Source organism: Caballeronia zhejiangensis, assembly GCF_000698575.1.
Lineage (GTDB): Bacteria > Pseudomonadota > Gammaproteobacteria > Burkholderiales > Burkholderiaceae > Caballeronia > Caballeronia zhejiangensis.
On record NZ_JFHD01000001.1, the window covers coordinates 426,925 to 446,840 of the forward strand.

Sequence of the window (19,916 nt, forward strand, 5' to 3'; positions counted from 1 at the left end):
CGCCGGATCGGAAACGTTCGCCGCTCGACAAGTGCTAGAACCTGCCCGCGCGATACGGAACTGGATCGGTGAAGCACGCTTCCCCGTTCATCAGCTCGCCGACAAGCCTGCCCGTCACCGGACCGAGCGTGAGGCCGTGATGCGCGTGCCCGAACGCGAACCAGAGCCCGCGATGGCGATCCGCCGGTCCGATCACCGGCCGCATGTCCGGCGTGCAGGGCCGAAGCCCGAGCCACGGCGACTCGTCGATGCGCGCCCCGAGGCCGAACACCGGTCGCGCGATCCGCTCCGCGCGTTCGAGTTGCACGGGGCTCGGCGGCCGGTCAGGGCTCGCGAGCTCGACGCCGGTAGTCAGACGCAAGCCGCGCCGCATCGGCGCGACCACGTAGCCGTTCTGGATATCGACCACCGGCCGCGAGAGCGCGGCGCGTCCGTCGGGTGCGTAGTGCATGTGATAGCCGCGCTTGGCCATCAACGGGATGCGGTATCCGAACCGGCGCACGAGGTCGCCGGACCATACGCCGAGCGCCACCACCGCCGCCTGCGCTTCGACCGGTCCGCTCGACGTCATGACGCGCCAGCCGCTGCCCGATGGTTCGAGCGTCGCGGCGTCGCCGCTCAGAAAGCGTCCGCCCTCGCGCTCGAATAGCGCCGCATAGCCCTTCGTCAGCGCGCCCGGATCGATGACGCTGCGCGGATCGGTCCAGTGCATCGCGCCCGCGTATCCGCCATCGAGCGATGCCTCCAGCCGATGCAGCGCCTCGGCATCGAGCACCTTCAAGCCGAGCCCGTGCTCGCGCGCGATCCGTTCGGCGGCGCTTGCTTCGCGCTCGAACTGCTCGCGCGAGCGATACGCTTCGAGCCAGCCGGTGGGCCGCACGAGATCGGCGAGACCTGCCCGCGCGATCAGCGCCTCATGCTCGGCCACGCTTCGCTGAATGAGCGGCAGCATGTCGCGCGCGGCGGCGGCCAGACGCGCGGGCGCCGATTCCCACCAGAACCGCGTGAGCCACGGCGCATACGCGGGCAGCGAGCGCAGGTCGTAGCGCAGCGCGGTCGAGCGATTCATCGCGAACTTGAGCACGGTGCCCCAGTCGCGCGGAAACGCATAAGGCACGACCGACGACGCCTCGATCAGGCCCGCATTGCCGAAGCTCGTCGCCTCGCCGGGCGCGCGGCGATCGACGAGCGTCACATGCCATCCGCGCTGCCGCAGATGCAGCGCCACGCTCACTCCCACGATGCCCGCGCCGAGCACGATCACGTCCTGAGCCATTTTTTCCGATGCCTGATGAAGTGCCTATTTCGCAATGATGTCGCGTTTGAAGTACTTTTGCGACAAAGCGCTCAGTGTGCCGTCTTTCTTCAGCGAATCGAGCGCGGCGACGACCTTCGCCTTCAACGCCGCATCGTCCTTGCGCAAGCCGATGCCGGTGCCTTCGCCGAGCGTGGACGGGTCGGTGAGGGCCGCGCCCGCGAAATCGAAGTTCTTGCCCTCGGGTTTCGCGAGGAAACCGTCGATGGCGGTCTGCACTTCCTGCACCGCGCCGTCGAGCCGTCCGGCGCTCAGGTCCGCGAAGATCTGGTCCTGGCTCTGGTACGTCACGACCTGCACGCCTTCGCTCGCCCAGTGCTTGCGCACGTAATCCTCTTGCGTCGAGCCTTGCAGCACGCCCACGGACTTGCCCTTGAGGCTCGCGGGTGTCGGCTGCAGCTTCGCGTCGCGGCGCGCGACCATCTGGATCGGCATGACATAGACGGGTGGCGTGAAGTCGATCACCTGCCTGCGTTTGTCGGTGATGTTCATCGCCGAATTGATCGCGTCGAACTTGCGCGCCTGCAGCGCCGGAATCAGCCCGTCGAAGCTGTTCTCCACCCATACGCACTTCATCTTGATGCGCTGGCACACAGCGTTGCCGATGTCGATGTCGAAGCCTTCGAGCTGGCCCGCCGGCGTCTTGCTCTCGAACGGCGGATAGGAGGCCTCGACGCCGAATCGCAAGGTCTGCGACTCCGCGTGCGCCAGTCCAATTGTGAACGCGAGGCTCGCCGCGCCCGCGAAGCAGATCATCTTCCAGTTCATTGTCGTCACCAAGGTCGTTTGTGAACCCGCACCGTCTCTGTCTTGCGCCAGGCGCGCGGAGATGTCCGCGCGCCCAATCGAAATATAGACGAAAAATAAAATAAAAGTCTAGAATGGACAAAATAGTCTACGTCGAAGCAGTCACGAAGCAATCGCTCAACGGCCACGAACCGGAGGTTTTCGAATGATTTCCTTGCCCGAAGAAGCGCGCGAGGCCGCGCCCGGCGCGCAGATTCCTTTCATCGTTCACGAAGAGGAAGTGAGGCGGGCGCTGCCTTCGCTCGATATCCGCGGCGCGCTCGAAGAGATGTTCGCCGCGCTCGGTGATGGCGAAGCCGTTCAGCCGCCGCAGACGCTCACGTTGTTTCCGCGCGATGCCGGCGATTTCATCACCTATCTCGGCGTTTTGGCGAAGCACGAGGTCTTCGGCGCGAAGCTCTCGCCCTACATCGCGCAGCCTGGCGCGCCGATCGTCACCGCCTGGACCGCGCTCATGTCGATGCGCACCGGCGCGCCGCTGATGTGGTGCGATTCCGCGCTCCTCACCACCGAGCGCACGGCGGGCACGACGGCGCTCGCGGTCGACCGGCTCGCGCGCGTATCGAGCGAGCGGCTCGCGGTCATCGGATCGGGAAGCGTCGCGCTCGCGCATCTGCGGCATGTCGCGCCGTTGCGCGGATGGTCGGAGATCCGCATCCATTCCCCGCGCCTCGCAAGCGATGGCGAGCGTGCGGACGCGCTGCGGGCGCTCGATGCGCGTGTGCGCGTCGCGGCGTCGGTTGACGAGTGCGTGCGCGATGCGGATGTCGTGATGCTGTGCACATCATCGGGCACGCCGGTGCTCGCGCTCGATGCGCTCACGAAGCCTGCGCTTATTACCTCCATCAGCACGAACGTCGCGCGCGCGCACGAGATCGACGCGGCCGCGCTGAACGCGCTCGATGTCTACTGCGACTATCGGCGGACGACGCCCGCGAGCGCCGGCGAAATGGTGATCGCGCGGGAGCGTCACGGCTGGTCGCCCGATGCGATTCGCGGCGATCTTGCAGAGCTTGCGCGCGGCGCGTGTCCCGCACCTTCGCATGAGCGCGCGGTGTTTTTCCGCTCGATCGGGCTCGGCCTCGAGGACATCGCGGTCGCGCACGCGCTGTATGTTCATCTCGCGAAGCAGCGCGCGGCGGCCTAGCGGTATCATCGCCATTCGCCGTTCCGAACTCATGCCGACTTCCATGCCCCGACGCAAGACGCCGAAGCCCGATGACGCCGCTCGCGAATCGCTGCTCGCGCGCTACGCGCACATCGCGGACAGCATCACGACGCTCTTCTTCCCCTATGCGGAAGTGGTGATCCACGATCTCTCCGACCAGACCATCGCGTACCTGTCGAACAATCTGTCGAAGCGCGAGATCGGCGACGACTCGGCGCTCGAAGATGTCGAGGAGACCGCGCGCGAGCGCCTCGTCGGTCCGTACGAAAAGCTCAACTGGGACGGACGCCGCATGCGCTGCGTGAGCACGGCGCTCTTCGACGACGCGGGCAATGCCGCGGGCGTGATGTGCATCAATTTCAACATCGCGGCGTTCGACGAGATGCGCTCGACGCTCGATCTCTTTTTGCGTGGCGCGGGCGTCGTCGCGCAGCCCGTCGAGCTTTTCAAGGACGACTGGCAGGAGCGCATCAACACCTTCCTGCATGGCTGGCTGCGCGAGCGGCAGATCGCGCTCAACTCGCTCACGCGCGATCATCGGCGTGAGCTCGTCGAGGCGCTGCACGCGCAGGGCGCATTCAAAGGCAAGAGCTCGGCGAACTATGTCGCCAAGGTGCTCGGAATGGGCCGCGCGACGGTTTACAAGCATCTGCGCGAGATGAAGGACGGCGGTTGAGGCGCTCTGCTGCCGCGCACGCAGCTAACCACGCGTGTACGAAGTGCGCGTGACGGAGCTTTCGTCCGCGATGTCGCTCGAGTTCCCGAACCGATGCGCGCCGATACGCCATGCGGCGATGGTCGCTACCTCCAGAGGTAGCGGGGAAGAATGGCGACGAAGCGCGGAACGTGGATGGATTCTGTCGATGGCAGAATACTTGCTTCCCAACGCGCTCACTTTGACTCGCCCGTAGACCGTCCATGCCGAGACCGTCGTTCTCAACTCAACTCTTCACGCTCTGGCTTCTGGTCGCCGTTCTGTGCGGGCTCTTGAGCGGTGCCGTATGGCTCACGCTTTCGTCGGCACTTGGGGAACGCGTGGTCGTCGCGAAGGAGCAGGCTGCAGCGGCATGCGAGGCGGTGGCCTCGCGCTACGACATGTCCATGCAGCATCCCGACGCAACCAATGTAGATCTCATGCACGCGGTGCTCGATCTGGTTCTGATACGGACCGAGGGCATCGAAGGCGGGTTCTGGGCGAAAGAGCCGGCATCCGGCGCGCCGAACGGCTTCCTGGCCTATGCCTTTCCGACCTATGGCGGGAGCGGCATGAAACGAGACGTGCCCGAAGCGGAGACGCCGCTTATCCTGCGCACGCTTCAGCACGCAGCCAGCATCGGGCAGATGCGCGCCGATGTCGTTTCGAGCGGAACGGACGCCGTCATCGCGATCGCTTGCCCCGTGCCGCGCCACGCGGGCCTGCTGGCCTGGACGCTCACGCGCGCGCGGCCGCCGCTCGGGCCATACGGACAGCGCGCAGCGGCCATCCTCGCCGGCGTGCTCTCGGTCATCGTCGTGCTCGCCGTGTTTCTGGCGCTGACGCTCAAGCGCTGGAAGCACAACCTGACCCGGCTTGAACGCGCGCTTGCGCCAGAGGGCGAGTTCGAGCGCGGCGAACGGCTGGAACGGTTGGGCGAGCGTGATCTGGATCAGATCGTCGAAGCCCTCAACCGCTACGTCGCGCGTGCGGAGCAGCTCAAGCGGGACGCAGACGCACTGAACGCCCAGCTCGCACAGGCCGAACGGTTCAGCACGCTCGGCAAAATGGCGGCGCAAATCGCGCATGAAATTCGCAATCCGGCTGGCGCCATGCGTCTGAAGGCCGAGAACGCGCTGGCAGGCGATGCTGCGCGCCGCGAAGCAGCGTTGAGGTCGATCATCGAGCAGGTGGGCCGTATCGAGTCGCAGGTGACGAGCCTGCTCGCGCTGACGCAGCCCGTTTCGCTGCAGACGCGTGAGGTCAGCCTGCACGCATGGCTCGACGACATTATTCATACGCATGAGCCGGGCGCCGAACGCCGTGGCATCGCGCTCGGCAAAGATGTGGACGTCGAGCAAGACGCAGGCATGCCGATCTTCGATCCCGTGCAACTGGCCCGCGCGCTCGACAACCTCATCCTGAACGCGCTGAGGCACGCGCCGTCTGGCACACAGGTAATGCTCCGCGCACGCGGCGTCGAGTCGGCGAACGGGAAGCGGCTTCGGCTCACGGTCATCGATAATGGTCCCGGCGTCGGCGCGGCCGAGCGCGAACGGATCTTCGAGCCATTCGTGACGGGGCGGCCCGACGGGTCCGGCCTGGGCCTTGCCGTCGTGCGGGAGATCGCGTCGGCGCACGGCGGACGTGCTTATCTCGACGACGACTCGAACATGACGTGCTTCGTGATCGACTTGCCATGGCGACCATATTAATCACCGACGATGACGATGCCTTCCGCGAAGGACTCGTGGAAACCGTGCAAGACCTCGGCCACCGGGCGATCGAGGCGCGCTCCGGCGAAGAGGCACTGCATTGGCTGCGCGCGAACCCGGCGCCCGAGTGCATCTTTCTCGACTTCCGCTTGCCGGGCGCGGACGGTCTTGCGGTGCTCGAGTCACTGCGTGCGATCGCGAAGCTGCAAGCCGTGCCCGTCGTCATGCTGACGGCCCATGCCACGAGCGACAACACCATCGGCGCGATGCGGCTCGGCGCGTTCGAACATCTGACCAAGCCGGTCGGACGCGATGAGATCGTCGCGCTGCTGGAGCGGATACTATCGGCGCAGCGAAGCTCCCCCCTCACGCCCGCATTCAGCGACGACGTGACTTCTCGCGAGCCGCGACTGCTCGGCGTAAGCGAAGCCATGCGCGACGTGCAGAAGCGCCTGGGCCGCGCGGCGGGAACGAACTCGACCGTGCTGATCACCGGCGAGACCGGGACCGGCAAGGAAGTGGCCGCTCGCGTGCTCCATCGCGCCTCGGCGCGCGCGAACGGTCCCTTCGTCGCGGTGAACTGCGCGGCCATTCCCGAAGACCTGCTCGAAAGCGAACTCTTCGGGCACGCGCGAGGCGCGTTCACCGGCGCTCAGGGCGAGCGCAAAGGCCGGATCGAAGAGGCGCACGGCGGCACGCTGTTTCTCGACGAGATCGGCGACATGCCGCGTTCCATGCAGGCGAAACTGCTGCGCGCGCTACAGGAACGGCAAGTCACGCCGCTCGGAACGAACCGGACAATATCGGTCGATGTGCGCGTGATCGCGGCAACGCATCGCGATCTTGCCGCGATGGTCGAGGCGGGCACGTTTCGACAGGACCTGCTCTTTCGCCTCAACGTGATCCCGTTGCACATGCCCCCGCTACGGGAGCGTGTGGCCGACATCCTGCCGCTTGCCGAGCACTTTCTGGAAGCTGCATCGACCGAAGCGACGCGCAAGCATCTCTCCGCCGATGCCCAGCGCCTTCTGGCCACTTTCCTTTGGCCAGGGAACGTGCGCGAACTGGCCAACGCGATCGAGCGGGCGAGTGCGCTTGCGCCGGGGCAAGTGCTCACACGCGAAGATTTCGCGTTTCTCGTTGCGGCAAAAGACAAAACCGGCGAGGCAATTCCGCCAGCGTTGCTCGAGCTTCCGCTTACGGAAGCCGTTGCGCGGCTCGAACACGCGCTGATTACTCACGCGCTGGCTGCGTCGGGTGGCAATCGCGCGGAGGCGGCAAGGAGGCTCGGCATCAGCCGTCAGTCGCTCTATACGCGGATGACGAGTCTCGGAATGTCCGACGCGTTGTCGTAGGGAAACGAGTGTCAACGAATCGGACAGGCGATGTCCGTTTCGTTGACACATCGACGATCTTCGTTCGCGCAAGACGTCGAAGTCTTCAGCATTCTTCGAATGGCATAGCACTTGCAGAACACTCCGCGCCACGCGAAAGGAGTGAAACATGCAATCGACCCAGCCAGCCAATCGGCGAATCGCCGTTCGCCTGCTCGGCGCGACGAGCCTTGCCGCCGCCCTCGCGATGAGCGCGAGTTGCGCAGCGCAAACGAGCGCTGTGACGGCGCCGCCGCCCCCGCCGCCGGTCTCCGCAGACGCGCCGCCGCCTCGGCCTCCGGGCCTGGCCCCGAGACCGATCTCCAACGCGGCCTCGATGTCCACGACGCAAGCGACCGTAGCGCGCTTTCTGACGAATCCCGATGGCGATGTCGACGGCTTTCTCGCCAGCGACGGGACGCTCGTACGGTTCCCGCCGCACATGAGCGCGCAACTGACTTCGACGGTTCGCCAAGGCGACAGCGTGCAGTTGAGCGGCTGGCACGATGAAGGCGGCAACTTCATCGCGCAACGCATCGCCGACACGCGAAGTGGACAGCAACTGATCGATCAGCCGCCGATGCCCGGCGCGCTACCACTTCCGCGGGAACTGCGCGGCGCCGGTCTCTCGCGCCTCAGTGCGCAGGGGCAGGTGGCGCACGTGACGACCGCGCCGCGTGGCGAGCCCGACGGCGTGATTCTCTCCGATGGCACGGTCATCAAACTCACGCCTCCGGTCGCACAGCAGTTTGGAAGCCTGGTTCGAACGGGAGCCACGGTTTCGGCGCGCGGCTATGGCACGCGCAATCAATACGGCACGGCGCTTCAGGCGACGTCATTCGGTTCGCCTGGCAATCTCACGCAGATTTACGACCGTCCGCCGACAGCGCCCTGATCGGCGCAAGCCTGACCTACCCACTCACGCTCATTCAGGAGTAGCAACATGCATTGGATCGATCCCGCCAGCCTTCCCGAGACCCGCGGAAAGGTGACACGTTTTCTGCTCAATTCACACGGAGAAATCGACGGCCTCGTGCTCGGCTCGCGTCAGGTTCATTTTCCACCGCATCTATCGAAGGAACTCGCGCGGCATGTCGCGCCGGGCGATCAGATCCGCGTGCGCGGGATAAAGCCGCGAGACGCGGACATCATCGCCGCTGTCTCGCTGACATCGAAAAGCGGTGTGCTCATTCGCGACGAAGGTCCGCACGCTAACGCCGAAACGCATCAGAGACCGCATGTCGAGCGCAAGGCGATGGAAGCGTCGGGCGAGGTCCGGCTGTCGCTCTTCGGACCGAAAGGCGAATTGCGCGGCGCCTTGCTCGACGATGGCACCTCGTTGCGCATGCCACCGCACGCCGCGGCCGAATTGGCCGATTACCTGAGTCCGGGCGCGCATGTCCACGCCTGGGGGCACGGCGTCAGGAACAGGCATGGTCGGACGATCGAGGTCGATGAAATCGCCCAACTCGTCGACGCGCCCGAAAACGGTTGAGTGCGATCCCAAAGTCTCAAAGCGAAGCCCGCGCTCGGAACCGACCAAGGCCCAACCAAACGGACGTCATTGGTGAACCATGAATCCCTCATACGCGTTAGAAGGGCTGAACTTCTTCATGGCGGACGTGCAGGCGGGCATCGGGCCGTTTCTCGGCGTTTTCCTGCAGGCGCACGGCTGGCATGCGGATGCGATCGGAACCGTGATGACGTTGGGCGGCATCGCCGGCATGCTGGCCGCGTCCCCGGCTGGCGCATTGGTCGATGCGACGCATCACAAGCGCGGCGTCATCGTCATCGCAGGCGTGATGACGACGCTTGCATCGCTCGTGCTAAGGGTATCGCACAGCTACTGGATGGTCGCTGCATCGCAGATATTCACCGCGGTCACGGGCGCTGCGCTCGGTCCCGCCGTCGCCGGCGTCACGCTGGGAATCGTGCGCGAGAAAGGATTCGACAGGCAGTTCGGCCGCAATCAGGTGGCCAATCACGCGGGAAACGTCGTAGGCGCCGCGCTGTCCGGCTGGCTCGGATGGCGCTATGGGTTCGGCGCGGTGTTCGTGCTCGCGGGCGTGTTCGGCGCGATGACGGTGATTTCGACGCTGCTCATCCGGCGCGATGCGATCGATCACGACAGCGCACGCGGCTTGAGCAGTTCGTCGCCGACCGGGCATGAACAGGCGAGCGGATTTCGCGTGCTGCTGACGTGCCGGCCCATCTTGCTCCTCGCCGCCTCGCTGGCGATGTTCCATCTCGGCAACGCGGCGATGCTGCCGCTTTACGGGCTCGCGGTCGTGGCGGCGCATCAGGGCGATCCGAGTGCGTTCACTGCGCAGACCATCGTGATTGCGCAACTCGTGATGGTCGTCGCGGCGATCTTCGCGAACCGCCTCATCCAGCGAATCGGCTACTGGGGTGTGATCCTGATCACGTTTCTCGCGCTGCCGGCGCGCGGACTCGTGGCGGGAATGTTTATCGCGGCATGGGGCGTGTGGCCCGTGCAGGCGCTCGACGGAATCGGCGCGGGTCTGCAAAGCGTCGCGGTCCCCGCGTTGGTCGTGCGCTTGCTGCGGGGAACCGGACGAGTGAACGTGGGGCAGGGCGTCGTGATGACCGTGCAGGGCATGGGCGCTGCGCTTAGCCCGGCACTGGGCGGCGTGCTCGCGCAGCATTTCGGTTATGCAACGGCGTTCTTTGTGCTGGGAGGCGTATCGACAGGCTCGCTCGCACTCTGGCTCATCTTCGGCGCTTCGCTCAAAAAGGCGTGCGGGATTCACCGCGACGTCGCGCAAGATTCCTCTCTGGCGACATGAATCCGCTTTTCCTTTGCCGGGCCTTGCGCTCGCTGCAGACTGCGCGTTGACAAATCCGATCGATCAACCAGGCGCGGCTTGAAGATGCCGACCGTCGAGCCACGCGCGCCATCCGCCGAACGCCGATATGTCTTCGGCGGATTGCACCGCGTACGGCTCGCAGATGAAACCGGCCGTCCACGAACCGTCCGACAGCTCGACCTTGCCCAGCCCGAGCGGATAAGGAATCGTCGCGAGGAACGATCCGAATTCCGCGCTCGGCATCTCCCAGACCTCCACGGCGATGCCGACGCCATCGTCCGCGACGCGCCACATGCCTGGCCTGCGCGTGCCGTCGGCCGATGCGGGCAACGCGCATAGCCGATAGCAAGGCGCGGTGCGCGTCGCCCGCACGAGACGCGCGCCCCGCGCGACGAGATCGCGATTGAGCGGCAAGCCCTGCATGTGCGCGCCGCATACCGCGACCGTCATGCGATCGTTGGCCGCCGCGCCGTGCGGACTCGCATCGACTTCGCCTCCCCCGACGCAGCGCATGCCGCTTCTGCGCTGAAGCAGATCGGCGACGCCGAGCAGATATTGATCCGTGAACGCGCGGCCGAAGACGGTCACGCCCCACGGCAATCCGTTCTCCATGAAGCCGGCGGGCGCGGCCACCGCCGCATAGTCCAGCAGGTTCATGAAGTTCGTGTAGTAGCCGAGCAGCGAATTCGGGCCGATGGGATCGCGCTCCAGTTCAGCGAGCGTCACCGGTCGCGGATACGTCGGCGTGAGCACGAAGTCGAGCGTATCGAGCGATGCATCGCATAGCGTCTTCAGATCCTGAAGCCGATACTGCGCGCGAAACAGCTCGACAGCAGTCGCGCCCGGCGCTTTCGCCAGGACATCGCGAATGACGGGCAGCACGGCATCCGGCTGCGTCGTCATCAACTCGCCCGTCACGCTATAGCGCTCGCCAACCCACGGTCCCTGATACAGCAATTGCGCCGCCTCGACGAACGGCTGAAAGTCGATCTCGACCGCTTCGCCGCCCGCCGCTTCGAGTAGCGCACGCGTTTGCGCGAACAATGCGGGGCTTTCGCTGCAGCCCGCGAACTCCAGTTGCGCGGGCACGCCGAAACGGAACGCGTGCGGCGTGCCGAACGCACGCGCCGCGTTCCATTGCGGATTGCGTCGGCTGTATGCGTCGCGCGGATCGTGCCGCGCGGTCAGCGCGAGCAGTTCGCTGGCTTCGGCGGCGGTTGCCGTGAAGAACGTCACGCAGTCGAGCGTACGGCATGCCGGCACGACGCCCGCGGTCGAGAGCAATCCTTTCGTCGGTTTGAGGCCGACGAGATTGTTCAGCGCGGCAGGCACGCGTCCCGATCCGGCCGTGTCGGTGCCGAGCGCGAAGCTCGCGACGCCGAGCGCGACCGCAAGCGACGACCCCGCGCTCGATCCGCCCGACGGATACCCGGGATGCACGCTGTTGCGGCACTTGCCATACGGCGAGCGCGTGCCGTTGAGACCGGTCGCGAACTGGTCGAGATTGGTCTTGCCGAGCGGAATCGCGCCGAGCGCGATCAACTGGCCGACGAGCGTCGCGGATTCATCGGGCGTGTACGCGAACGCGGGACAGCCCGCCGTCGTTTCGATGCCCGCGAGGTCGATGTTGTCCTTGATCGCGAACGGAATGCCGTAGAGCGGCAAACTGTCCGGATCGTGGCCTTCGAGCCGATCGACGAAAGGCGCGATCTCTTCTTCCGTCAGCAGATGGATGAAGAGATTGAACTCGGGATTGAGCGCGGCGGCTTTGTCGCGCAACCGGGCGATGAGCTTGCGCGGCGTGAGCGAGCCTTCGCGATATTCGCGGCGCAGCGTGGAGAGACGCAGATCGAATGTCGACATGGTTTTCCGTTGGATAGATTCAGTGACGTTCGATGACCGCGATGCGCTGTCCCGCGCGCAGCGGAGAACCCGGCGCGACATGGATCGCGGCGACGGTGCCCGCGCACGGCGCGCAGACGGCAATCTCCATCTTCATCGACTCGATGACGAGCAGCACGTCGCCCGCCGCGACTTCATCGCCAGGGGCCGCTTTCACTTGCCACAGGCTGCCCGCGATCTCGCTGTCGATGGCGAGTTCGCCAGCCTTGAGCGGTGCGAGTTCGGTGTCATCGACGAGTGGCGCATCCTGCGCGTCTTCCGATGCGCCCGCTTCGCGCCAGCGCTCGCGTTCGGCCTGAAACGCCGCTTGCTGACGCGTGCGGAACGCATCGATGCTCGACGCTTCGTCTGCGAGAAACGCCTGATAGTCCGGCAAGGACAGCTCCGTTTCCTCGATGCGCAGCGGATAGCGCCCGAGCGGAAAATCCGCGCGAATGCGCATGAGTTCGTCGGCGGACACTTCGTAGAAGCGGATCTGATCGAAGAAGCGCAGCAGATAGTGCTGGCCGCAGAAATCCGCGGTCTGCGCGTAGCGGTTCCACATCTGCAACGTGCGTCCGACGAACTGATATCCGCCCGGACCTTCCATGCCGTACACGCACAGATACGCGCCGCCGATGCCGACCGAGTTCTCCGCCGTCCACGTTCGCGCCGGGTTGTACTTCGTCGTCACCAGACGATGACGCGGATCGAGCGGCGTCGCGACCGGCGCGCCGAGATACACGTCGCCGAGACCCATCACGAGATAGCTCGCATCGAAGACGATCTTTCTAACGGCATCGATGGAATCGAGATCGTTGATGCGCCGGATGAACTCCAGATTGCTCGGGCACCACGGCGCATCCTTGCGCACCGTCGTCATGTACTTGTCGATCGCGAGCCTGCACGCCGGATCGTCCCACGAAAGCGGCAGATGCACGATGCGCGACGGCACGCGCAGATCGCCTTGCAGCAGCACTTGCGCCCACGCTTCTTCGACGATCGCAAGCAGACGCGCGAGCGGCAAGTCGTCGGGCCGATAATGAATCTGCAGCGAGCGGATGCCCGGCGTCAGATCGACCACGCCGGGAAGCGCCTGCGATTCGAGCGACTGCATCAGCGCATGACCGCGAAAGCGCGATACGAGATCGAGTTCCGCCGGGCCGATTTCGAGCAGCAGATGCGTATCGCCGGACACGCGCGCGACGAGTCTTTCGCGGCCCGATCCGCTATCGAGCACGATGGGCGAGGTCAGCGCCGCACGTCGTTCGGTCACTTCGCCGCGTTCGATATCGAGCGATTCGATTTCACGACGCCGCCGCCGCGCGGCCCGACGCGCTTCGCCGATCTCGACGGGAAGGAAGCGCACCTTGTCGCCTGCCTTCAACTGGCCGATCTGCCACAAGTCCGCTTCGATGATCGTCACCGGACACACGAAACCGCCGAGGCTCGGGCCGTCGGGGCCGAGGATCACGGGCATGTCGCCGGTGAAGTCGATCGCGCCGACGGCATACGGATTGTCGTGAATATTCGACGGATGCAGGCCCGCCTCGCCGCCGTCCTCGCGCGCCCATTCGGGCTTCGGCCCGATCAGGCGCACGCCGGTACGGCTCGAATTGAAGTGCACTTCCCATTCGGTATCGAAGAAGCGTTCGATATACGCCGCGCTGAAATACTCGGGCGCGCCATGCGGGCCGTAGATGACGCGGATCGTGCGAACAGGTTCGAGGCGCAGCGCATCGCCGAGCGTCGCGCCTGCTTGCGCGTCGCCGAGCGGATAGACGTGCAGCACGTCGCCGGCGCGGATCGCGCGTCCGCCGTGTCCGCCGAACTGGCCGAGCGTGAACGTGCTGCGGCTGCCGAGATACGACGCGACATCGAAGCCGCCGCGCACGCACAGATAGGCACGCGCGCCCGCGCCGCGAATGGTGCCGAGCGCGAGCGTCGAGCCCGCCGCTACATGGATGCTGGTGTGCATCGGCTGCGCGATGTCGTCGAGCGTGACGGGAATGTCAGCGCCCGTGATCGCGATCACCGCATCGGTATTGAAGCGCAGCGTCGGGCCGCTCATCGTCACTTCGAGCGCGGCGGCGTCGGCGGCGTTGCCGATGAGACGATTGCCGAGGCGCATCGAGCGGTCGTCCATCGGTCCCGACGGCGGAATGCCGACCGCCCAATAGCCGAGCCGGCCCGGATAGTCCTGCACCGTCGTCTGTGTGCCGCCGCTCGCGACGTCGATCGTGCTCGCGCGATACTTCAGCGCTTCGAGGCAGCGCGTCCACGGCTCGCCCGACGCGAACGGCGCGTCGCCGATGATCTGCCGCAGATAGTCGCGATTCGTCTCCACGCCGTAAAGCCGCGTGTTCGCGAGCGCCTCGTCGAGCGCGTGGCGCGCTTGGTCGCGCGTCGGCGACCACGCGATGATTTTCGCGAGCATCGGATCGAAGTAGGGCGGCACTTCGCATCCGGCTTCGATCCACGTATCGATGCGCAGCGCGCGGCCATCGGCTACGGGGAAGGCGACATCGGTCACGAGGCCGGGGCTCGGCTTGAAGTCGCGGCCCGGATCTTCCGCGTACAGGCGCGCCTGGATCGCGTGGCCGCGCGGCTTCAGGCCCGCCATCAGCGAGGAAAGCGGCGCGAGCGTTCCAGCGGCGAGTTCGATCATCCAGCGGACGAGATCGACGCCCCAGACCTGCTCGGTGACGCCGTGCTCGACCTGCAAACGCGTGTTCACTTCGAGGAAATAGAACCGTTCCGCCGCGCTGTCGTAGACGAATTCGACCGTGCCGGCCGACCGGTAATCGACGGCCTTCGCGAGACGGATCGCGGCATCGCACAGCGCAGCCGATACGCCTTCGGGCAACGATGGCGCGGGCGTTTCTTCGAGCACTTTCTGATTGCGCCGCTGCACCGAGCAGTCGCGCACGCCCAATGCGATGGCGTCGCCTTGGCCGTCGCCGAAGACCTGCACTTCGAGATGCCGCGCCCGCTCGATGTACTTCTCGAGGAACACGCCCGCGTCGCTGAAGTTGTTCTCGCCGAGACGGCGCACGGCGTCGAAATGCGCGCCGAGTTCGCCCGCGTTCCAGCACACGCGCATGCCGATGCCGCCGCCGCCCGCCGTGCTCTTCAGCATCACCGGATAGCCGATGCGCTCTGCCGCAGCGAGCGCGGACGGCAAGTCGTCGAGGAGGCCCGTGCCTTCGAGCATCGGCACGCCTTCCTTCGCGGCGATTTCGCGGGCGGTGTGCTTGAGGCCGAACGCGCGCAATTGCGCGGGCGTCGGTCCGATGAACGCGATGCCCGCCGCTTCGCACGCTTCGCCGAACGCCGCGTTCTCCGACAAAAAGCCGTAGCCGGGATGAATCGCCTGCACGCCTTCGGCACGCGCGATGTCGAGGATCTTCGCCGTGTCGAGATAGGTCGTCGCGGCGGGACCGTCGCCGAGCGAATGCGCAATCGAGGCTTCGCTTACATGGCGGCTAGCGCGATCCGCTTCGGCATACACGGCGATGCCGGTGACATCGAGCGCGCGCAAGGTTCTGAGAATGCGGCAGGCGATCGCCCCGCGATTCGCAATCAGGATCTTCTCGAACATGGAAAGGGAAGGATCGTTCGGAGGCGGGCCGTCCCGCCGTGAGCATGGCGAGCCGCGGTCGTCCGCGGCCGCGATCGCTTCAGCGATAGCTTCGGTTCAGTTGTTCGCGCGTGGTCGTGCAGCAGCGTCCCGAGCGAACGAGCATGACGTGATAGATCCAGCTGCGAATGCGCTTCAGTTCCATATGATCAGCTCCGCGGGTGTCGGGTTATAGGCGTTGCACGGATTGTTCAGTTGCGGACAGTTGGAGATCAGCACGATGACGTCCATCTCCGCGCGCAGCTCGACATACTTGCCGGGCGCCGAGATGCCGTCTTCGAAGGTCAGGCCGCCTTCGGCCGTCACCGGCACGTTCATGAAGAAGTTGACGTTCGCGCCGATATCGCGCTTCGCGAGCCGTCCGTCGTGCGCGCATGCACGCAGGAAGTTGTCGCGGCAGCTATGCATGTAGCGCTTTTCCAGCGCATAACGCACCGTGTTGCTCTCTTGCGCACATGCGCCGCCGAGCGTGTCGTGACGGCCGCAGGTATCGGCGACGATCGTCAGCATCGGATTGCCGAGATTCGAATACAGCACCGAGCCGGACGTCAGATAGAGGCTCTGCTGCCGACGCAACGTGCGTTGCGGATCGAAGCGTTCGCGCGGATCGTGAAGGCTGTAGAAGAGCGTATCGACGGCCTGATTGCCCTCCAGATCGACGATGCGCAGCGTCTGCCCCGCTTTCACTTCATGCAGCCACGGTTCGCCCGCGGCGAGCGTTTCGCGATACACCGCGCTTTCTGGATGTTTTTCACTGACGGTAAGCGCTTGGGTCATGTTGCTCATCTCTCAGGTTCGCTCAAAGGAAAAAGCGTTCGGTGTTGATGAAGCCGCGCACGTTCTCTTCGCATGCGGTACGGCAGATTTCCGCGACTTCGGGATGCGATTCCTTCAGTTCCAGCTTGACGGGCTTCGGCGAGTATTCGGGATGCGGGTCGAGCGGATGCTGGATCGCGGTCAGCACGACGAGCGTGTTCATCGGCGCATACAGTTCGACGTAATCGCCCGCTTTCGAATTGCCGGGCACGAAGGCGAGCGCGCCATCGCTCGTCACGTCGATGCGGCTGAAGAGATTGAGCGTCATCAGCAGGTCGGAAACGTCGAGGCCCCACTTGCTCATCTCGACGAGCAGGTTGTCGGTGCCATTGCGATAGAAGCCGTTGCGCAACTCCTGATAGCGGCCCGCGCCGTATCGTTCGAACACTTCCTGCGCATTCGATACCCCGCCGATGCTGTCGTGCCAGCCGCATGTATCCGCAACGATGGCGGCCAGGACGCGCCCCATGTCGGAATAGAGGCAATGGCCCGTGGTGAGCTTCGCGGTGTGCTGGCACTTCAGCGAATCCGGCAGATTGAGCCGCTCGCTCTTTTCGGCCGCGTTGACCATCATCACGCTGACGTTCGCGCCGCCGCGAATATCGGTGATGCAGAGCGACTGTCCGCGCTTGACGATCAGCGATGCATGACCGCCACCGGGGACCGTTTCTTCGAGTAACACTGTCATGGCGTAGAGCTTCCTTTAGTCGGAGACGAGTTCGATGCTGGATGCGCCCTGCACCGCGGCCTGCGCCATATGCACCGCCGATGCCGAGGCGCGCGTGCGGTCGAGCGGAATGTCGTAGGTGATGCGCGCGCCGTACGCGCCGGGCGCTTGCGGATCGACGCGCACCTTGTCGAAGACGAGCACGCGGCTGCCGAGCGTGAAGCCTTCCTTGAGGTCGTGCGTGACCATGAAAATCGTGAGCTTCGATTCGCGCCACAACTCCGACAACAGCACATGCATGTCCTTGCGGATGCCGGGATCGAGCGCGCCGAAGGGTTCGTCGAGCAGCAGCACGCGCGGCTTCATCATCAGCGCCTGCGCGATGGCGAGCCGTTGCTGCATGCCGCCCGAAAGTTGCTGCGGATACTTGTCGAGCGCCGCGCCAAGACCCACGCGTTCGAGCATCGCGGCGGCTTCGTCGCGTGCGGCGCGTCGTTGTGCGCCGAAGAGCCGTCCCGTGAATTTCGCGCGCGGCAGTTCGAGACCGAGCATCACGTTGCGCAGCACGCTCAGATGATCGAAGACCGAGTAGCGCTGAAACACGACGCCGCGATGCGCGTCCGGTTCGGCGGGAAGCGGTTCGCCGTCGAGCAGAATCTCGCCGCGCGTCGCCCGTTCCTGTCCGAGCAGCAGGCGCAGAAACGTGGACTTGCCGCAGCCGGACGCGCCGACCATCGAACAGAATTCGCCTTCCTTCACGGTGAGATTCAGCCGTTCCAGCACGACCTGATCGCCGTAGTTTTTCCATACGTTGCGAACGACGATCATCGCGCGCCTCCGCCGTACCACGGAAAGCACCACTGCGTGAGTCGACGCAGCAGTTCGTCGGTGAGCCACGCGAGCAGCGTGATCCACGCGACGTAGGGAAGAATGAGATCCATCGACAGATAGCGCCGCACGAGAAAGATGCGATAGCCAAGCCCGTCGGTCGATGCGATCGCTTCCGCTGCAATGAGAAAGAGCCATGCGGCGCCGAGCGAAAGCCGGATCGCGACGAGCAGGCGCGGCAGAAGCTGCGGCAGCACGAGCCGCAGAACAAGCGTCCAACTGTTCGCGCCGAGCGTCTGCGCCTTGATCCACATCTCGGCCGGGATTTCGGCGGCGCGCGCGTGCAGATCGCGAATGATCATCGGCGTGATGCCGATGACGATCAGCACGACCTTCGACAGTTCGTCGAGACCGAAGACGATGAAGAGAATCGGCAGCACGGCGAGCGGCGGCACCATCGATATGACGGTGATGAACGGCGAAAGCGTCGCGCTTGCGAGCGGAAACGATCCCGTCGCGATGGCCGCAACGAGCGCGATCGCCGCGCTCGCGACGAGCCCGATGCCGAGCCTTCGCAAGCTCGACGCGGTATCGGTCCAGAGCAGATACTCGCCGGTGCGTTTGTCTTCGGTGAAGGCGGCGGACTTCATCGCATCGCTCATCTGCGTCGCGCTCGGCAACAGCTTGTCGTCGGGATTGTCGGCGAGCCGCATCGAAGAGCCGGTGAAATACACCGCGAGCAGCACGACGAACGGCAGCAGTAACAGCATCAGCGCGCCGGTCCTGCTCGGATGTCGATTGATGAGTCGCATGTTGACCGCCATGTAGTAGAACCTGAAGCGCTCAGAGCTTGCCGGCCGCCGCCATCTCGACGTAGGCCGGATCGAAGCGCAGCTTCACGTTGTTCTTGTTGCCGACGACGACGCCCTTGTCGAACGCCATGCCGACGGCATCCGCGCTCTTCGCGTCTTGCCCCAGCAGGCCGTGATCGAACGAGAACTTGGCGACGCGCGTCATGATCTTCGGCATGTCGGGGCTGGTCACGAATTCGAGCGCGGCCTTCGGCGTGTAGAAGAGGGCGGTGGTCGAGAGCTGGCCTTTGAAGTTGGCGAGATCGGTGCCGGACGCCTTGGCCATCGAAGTCAGCGCGCTCGTGGTTTCGGGGGAATCGCCGTGCATCAGCGCGACCATCTCGAACCATGCGCCGGTCAATGCCTTGCCGAGCGCCGGGTTGTCCTTCAGCGTCTTCGTATTGACGACCATCATGTCCATGATCTCGCCGGGAATCTTGCTGGAGTCGAAGACTTCGGTGACGTTCGGCTGCGCCTTCAGGTCGGCGAGCATCGGATTCCATGTGACCGTGTTATGCACGGTGGGCGTGGCGAATGCGCCGGAGATATCGGCGTCGGACGTGTTGACGACCTTGAGGTCGCGCTCGCTCATGTGCGCGCTTTCGAGTGCGCGTGCGAGCAGATAATGCGAGACCGAGAACTGGACGAGGTTGATCTGCTGGCCTTTGAGATCGGCGATCTGCTTGCCCTTGCCCTTCATGAGGACGCCGTCGTTGCCGTTCGAGTAATCGCTGACGATCAGCGCCGTCGAGTCCACGCCGCCCGAAGCCGGGATCGTGAGCGCGTCCATGTTGGTCATCGCGCAGCCGTCGAACTTGCCGGCCGTGTATTGATTGATGGACTCGACGTAGTCGTTCAGCTGGACGACATCGATATTGATGCCGTACTTCTTCGCCCACTTGGAGACGATTCCCTGCGTCTTGGCCTGGCCCCACGGCATCCAGCCCGCGTAGATAGTCCAGCAGACCTTGAAGTCGTTGCGCGGCGCGGCGGATGCGGCGCTGGACGCGAAAGCGGCGACGGAGAGTGCGGCGATGCCAAGAAAGCGAGCGAGCTTGCGCATGAGGTTGACCTCGAAGGAGACGGTTGGCGACGGCAAGGGAGCAGCGCGACTCATCGCGTTCTCTCCCGGGCTTTTATCCCGCCGTGTAACCTCGCCTGAGGTCGACAGCTCTCGGACCAGCATCCGCGTGAAGCAGACCGGAACCCTAGCCGTCCATTTCCAGATTGTTCGATGAACCGGATGATGCGCCGGCTCCTTGCCATCCCCTCTAAGCGGGAATCGTGCCAACGGTTTTTATGGCTGCTGGCGGCGTTGCGCAGGTTCGGACGG

General features: G+C 65.0%; 16 protein-coding genes and 1 riboswitch. Of the genes, 7 read left to right on the forward strand and 9 right to left on the reverse strand.

Going from position 1 to position 19,916, the window contains the following annotated elements; translation table 11 throughout:
* Positions 1-34 precede the first annotated feature (34 nt).
* Together BG60_RS01900 and BG60_RS01905 are read right to left on the reverse strand one after the other, a co-directional pair.
* Positions 35-1,276 carry an NAD(P)/FAD-dependent oxidoreductase gene (locus BG60_RS01900; protein ID WP_008346551.1) on the reverse strand — a complete coding sequence of 414 codons (1,242 nt, stop codon included), beginning with the start codon at positions 1,274-1,276 and terminating at the stop codon, positions 35-37.
* Between the two features lie 24 nt (positions 1,277-1,300).
* Complete coding sequence (locus tag BG60_RS01905; protein ID WP_008346553.1) at positions 1,301-2,083, reverse strand: ABC transporter substrate-binding protein; 783 nt, start codon at positions 2,081-2,083, stop codon at positions 1,301-1,303.
* A gap of 184 nt (positions 2,084-2,267) precedes the next feature.
* Between BG60_RS01905 and BG60_RS01910 the strand changes: the two genes are divergently transcribed.
* The 7 genes from BG60_RS01910 to BG60_RS01940 all read left to right on the forward strand — a co-directional run bounded on the left by BG60_RS01910 (position 2,268) and on the right by BG60_RS01940 (position 9,879).
* Entirely contained in the window at positions 2,268-3,269 is a 1,002-nt protein-coding gene (locus tag BG60_RS01910; RefSeq protein ID WP_008346555.1) for an ornithine cyclodeaminase family protein, read from the forward strand.
* Between the two features lie 43 nt (positions 3,270-3,312).
* Positions 3,313-3,966: a helix-turn-helix transcriptional regulator gene (locus BG60_RS01915; protein WP_033536029.1), complete on the forward strand. Its 654-nt coding sequence runs from the start codon at positions 3,313-3,315 to the stop codon at positions 3,964-3,966.
* Between the two features lie 242 nt (positions 3,967-4,208).
* Entirely contained in the window at positions 4,209-5,699 is a 1,491-nt protein-coding gene (locus BG60_RS01920) for a sensor histidine kinase (protein WP_008346558.1), read from the forward strand.
* Positions 5,684-7,054, forward strand: coding sequence for a sigma-54-dependent transcriptional regulator (locus BG60_RS01925; protein WP_008346559.1), 1,371 nt, complete (start codon positions 5,684-5,686; stop codon positions 7,052-7,054). The genes BG60_RS01920 and BG60_RS01925 overlap by 16 nt, the downstream gene beginning before the upstream one ends.
* A gap of 148 nt (positions 7,055-7,202) precedes the next feature.
* Positions 7,203-7,967 (forward strand): hypothetical protein, encoded by a 765-nt coding sequence (locus BG60_RS01930; protein WP_008346561.1) that lies wholly within the window; start codon positions 7,203-7,205, stop codon positions 7,965-7,967.
* A gap of 48 nt (positions 7,968-8,015) precedes the next feature.
* Complete coding sequence (locus BG60_RS01935) at positions 8,016-8,567, forward strand: hypothetical protein (RefSeq protein WP_008346563.1); 552 nt, start codon at positions 8,016-8,018, stop codon at positions 8,565-8,567.
* A gap of 79 nt (positions 8,568-8,646) precedes the next feature.
* Entirely contained in the window at positions 8,647-9,879 is a 1,233-nt protein-coding gene (locus tag BG60_RS01940) for an MFS transporter (protein ID WP_033536002.1), read from the forward strand.
* Between the two features lie 63 nt (positions 9,880-9,942).
* On the opposite strand, the gene atzF is transcribed toward BG60_RS01940, so the two are convergent.
* The 7 genes from atzF to BG60_RS01975 all read right to left on the reverse strand — a co-directional run bounded on the left by atzF (position 9,943) and on the right by BG60_RS01975 (position 19,646).
* Positions 9,943-11,763, reverse strand: a complete 1,821-nt coding sequence (gene atzF, locus BG60_RS01945; RefSeq protein ID WP_034470171.1) for an allophanate hydrolase — start codon at positions 11,761-11,763, stop codon at positions 9,943-9,945.
* A 19-nt stretch (positions 11,764-11,782) separates the two neighbouring features.
* Positions 11,783-15,382: an urea carboxylase gene (gene uca, locus BG60_RS01950; RefSeq protein WP_008346568.1), complete on the reverse strand. Its 3,600-nt coding sequence runs from the start codon at positions 15,380-15,382 to the stop codon at positions 11,783-11,785.
* Between the two features lie 174 nt (positions 15,383-15,556).
* Positions 15,557-16,198 (reverse strand): urea amidolyase associated protein UAAP2, encoded by a 642-nt coding sequence (locus BG60_RS01955; protein ID WP_008346571.1) that lies wholly within the window; start codon positions 16,196-16,198, stop codon positions 15,557-15,559.
* A 22-nt stretch (positions 16,199-16,220) separates the two neighbouring features.
* On the reverse strand, positions 16,221-16,925 hold the full coding sequence (locus tag BG60_RS01960) for an urea amidolyase associated protein UAAP1 (protein WP_033536001.1): 705 nt from the start codon (positions 16,923-16,925) through the stop codon (positions 16,221-16,223).
* 15 nt (positions 16,926-16,940) lie between these two features.
* Entirely contained in the window at positions 16,941-17,732 is a 792-nt protein-coding gene (locus BG60_RS01965; RefSeq protein WP_008346574.1) for an ABC transporter ATP-binding protein, read from the reverse strand.
* Positions 17,729-18,544 carry an ABC transporter permease gene (locus tag BG60_RS01970; RefSeq protein WP_008346577.1) on the reverse strand — a complete coding sequence of 272 codons (816 nt, stop codon included), beginning with the start codon at positions 18,542-18,544 and terminating at the stop codon, positions 17,729-17,731. The genes BG60_RS01965 and BG60_RS01970 overlap by 4 nt, the downstream gene beginning before the upstream one ends.
* A gap of 31 nt (positions 18,545-18,575) precedes the next feature.
* On the reverse strand, positions 18,576-19,646 hold the full coding sequence (locus tag BG60_RS01975) for a putative urea ABC transporter substrate-binding protein (protein WP_008346580.1): 1,071 nt from the start codon (positions 19,644-19,646) through the stop codon (positions 18,576-18,578).
* A 60-nt stretch (positions 19,647-19,706) separates the two neighbouring features.
* A riboswitch (guanidine-I (ykkC/yxkD leader) is annotated at positions 19,707-19,806 on the reverse strand.
* Positions 19,807-19,916: the final 110 nt, after the last annotated feature.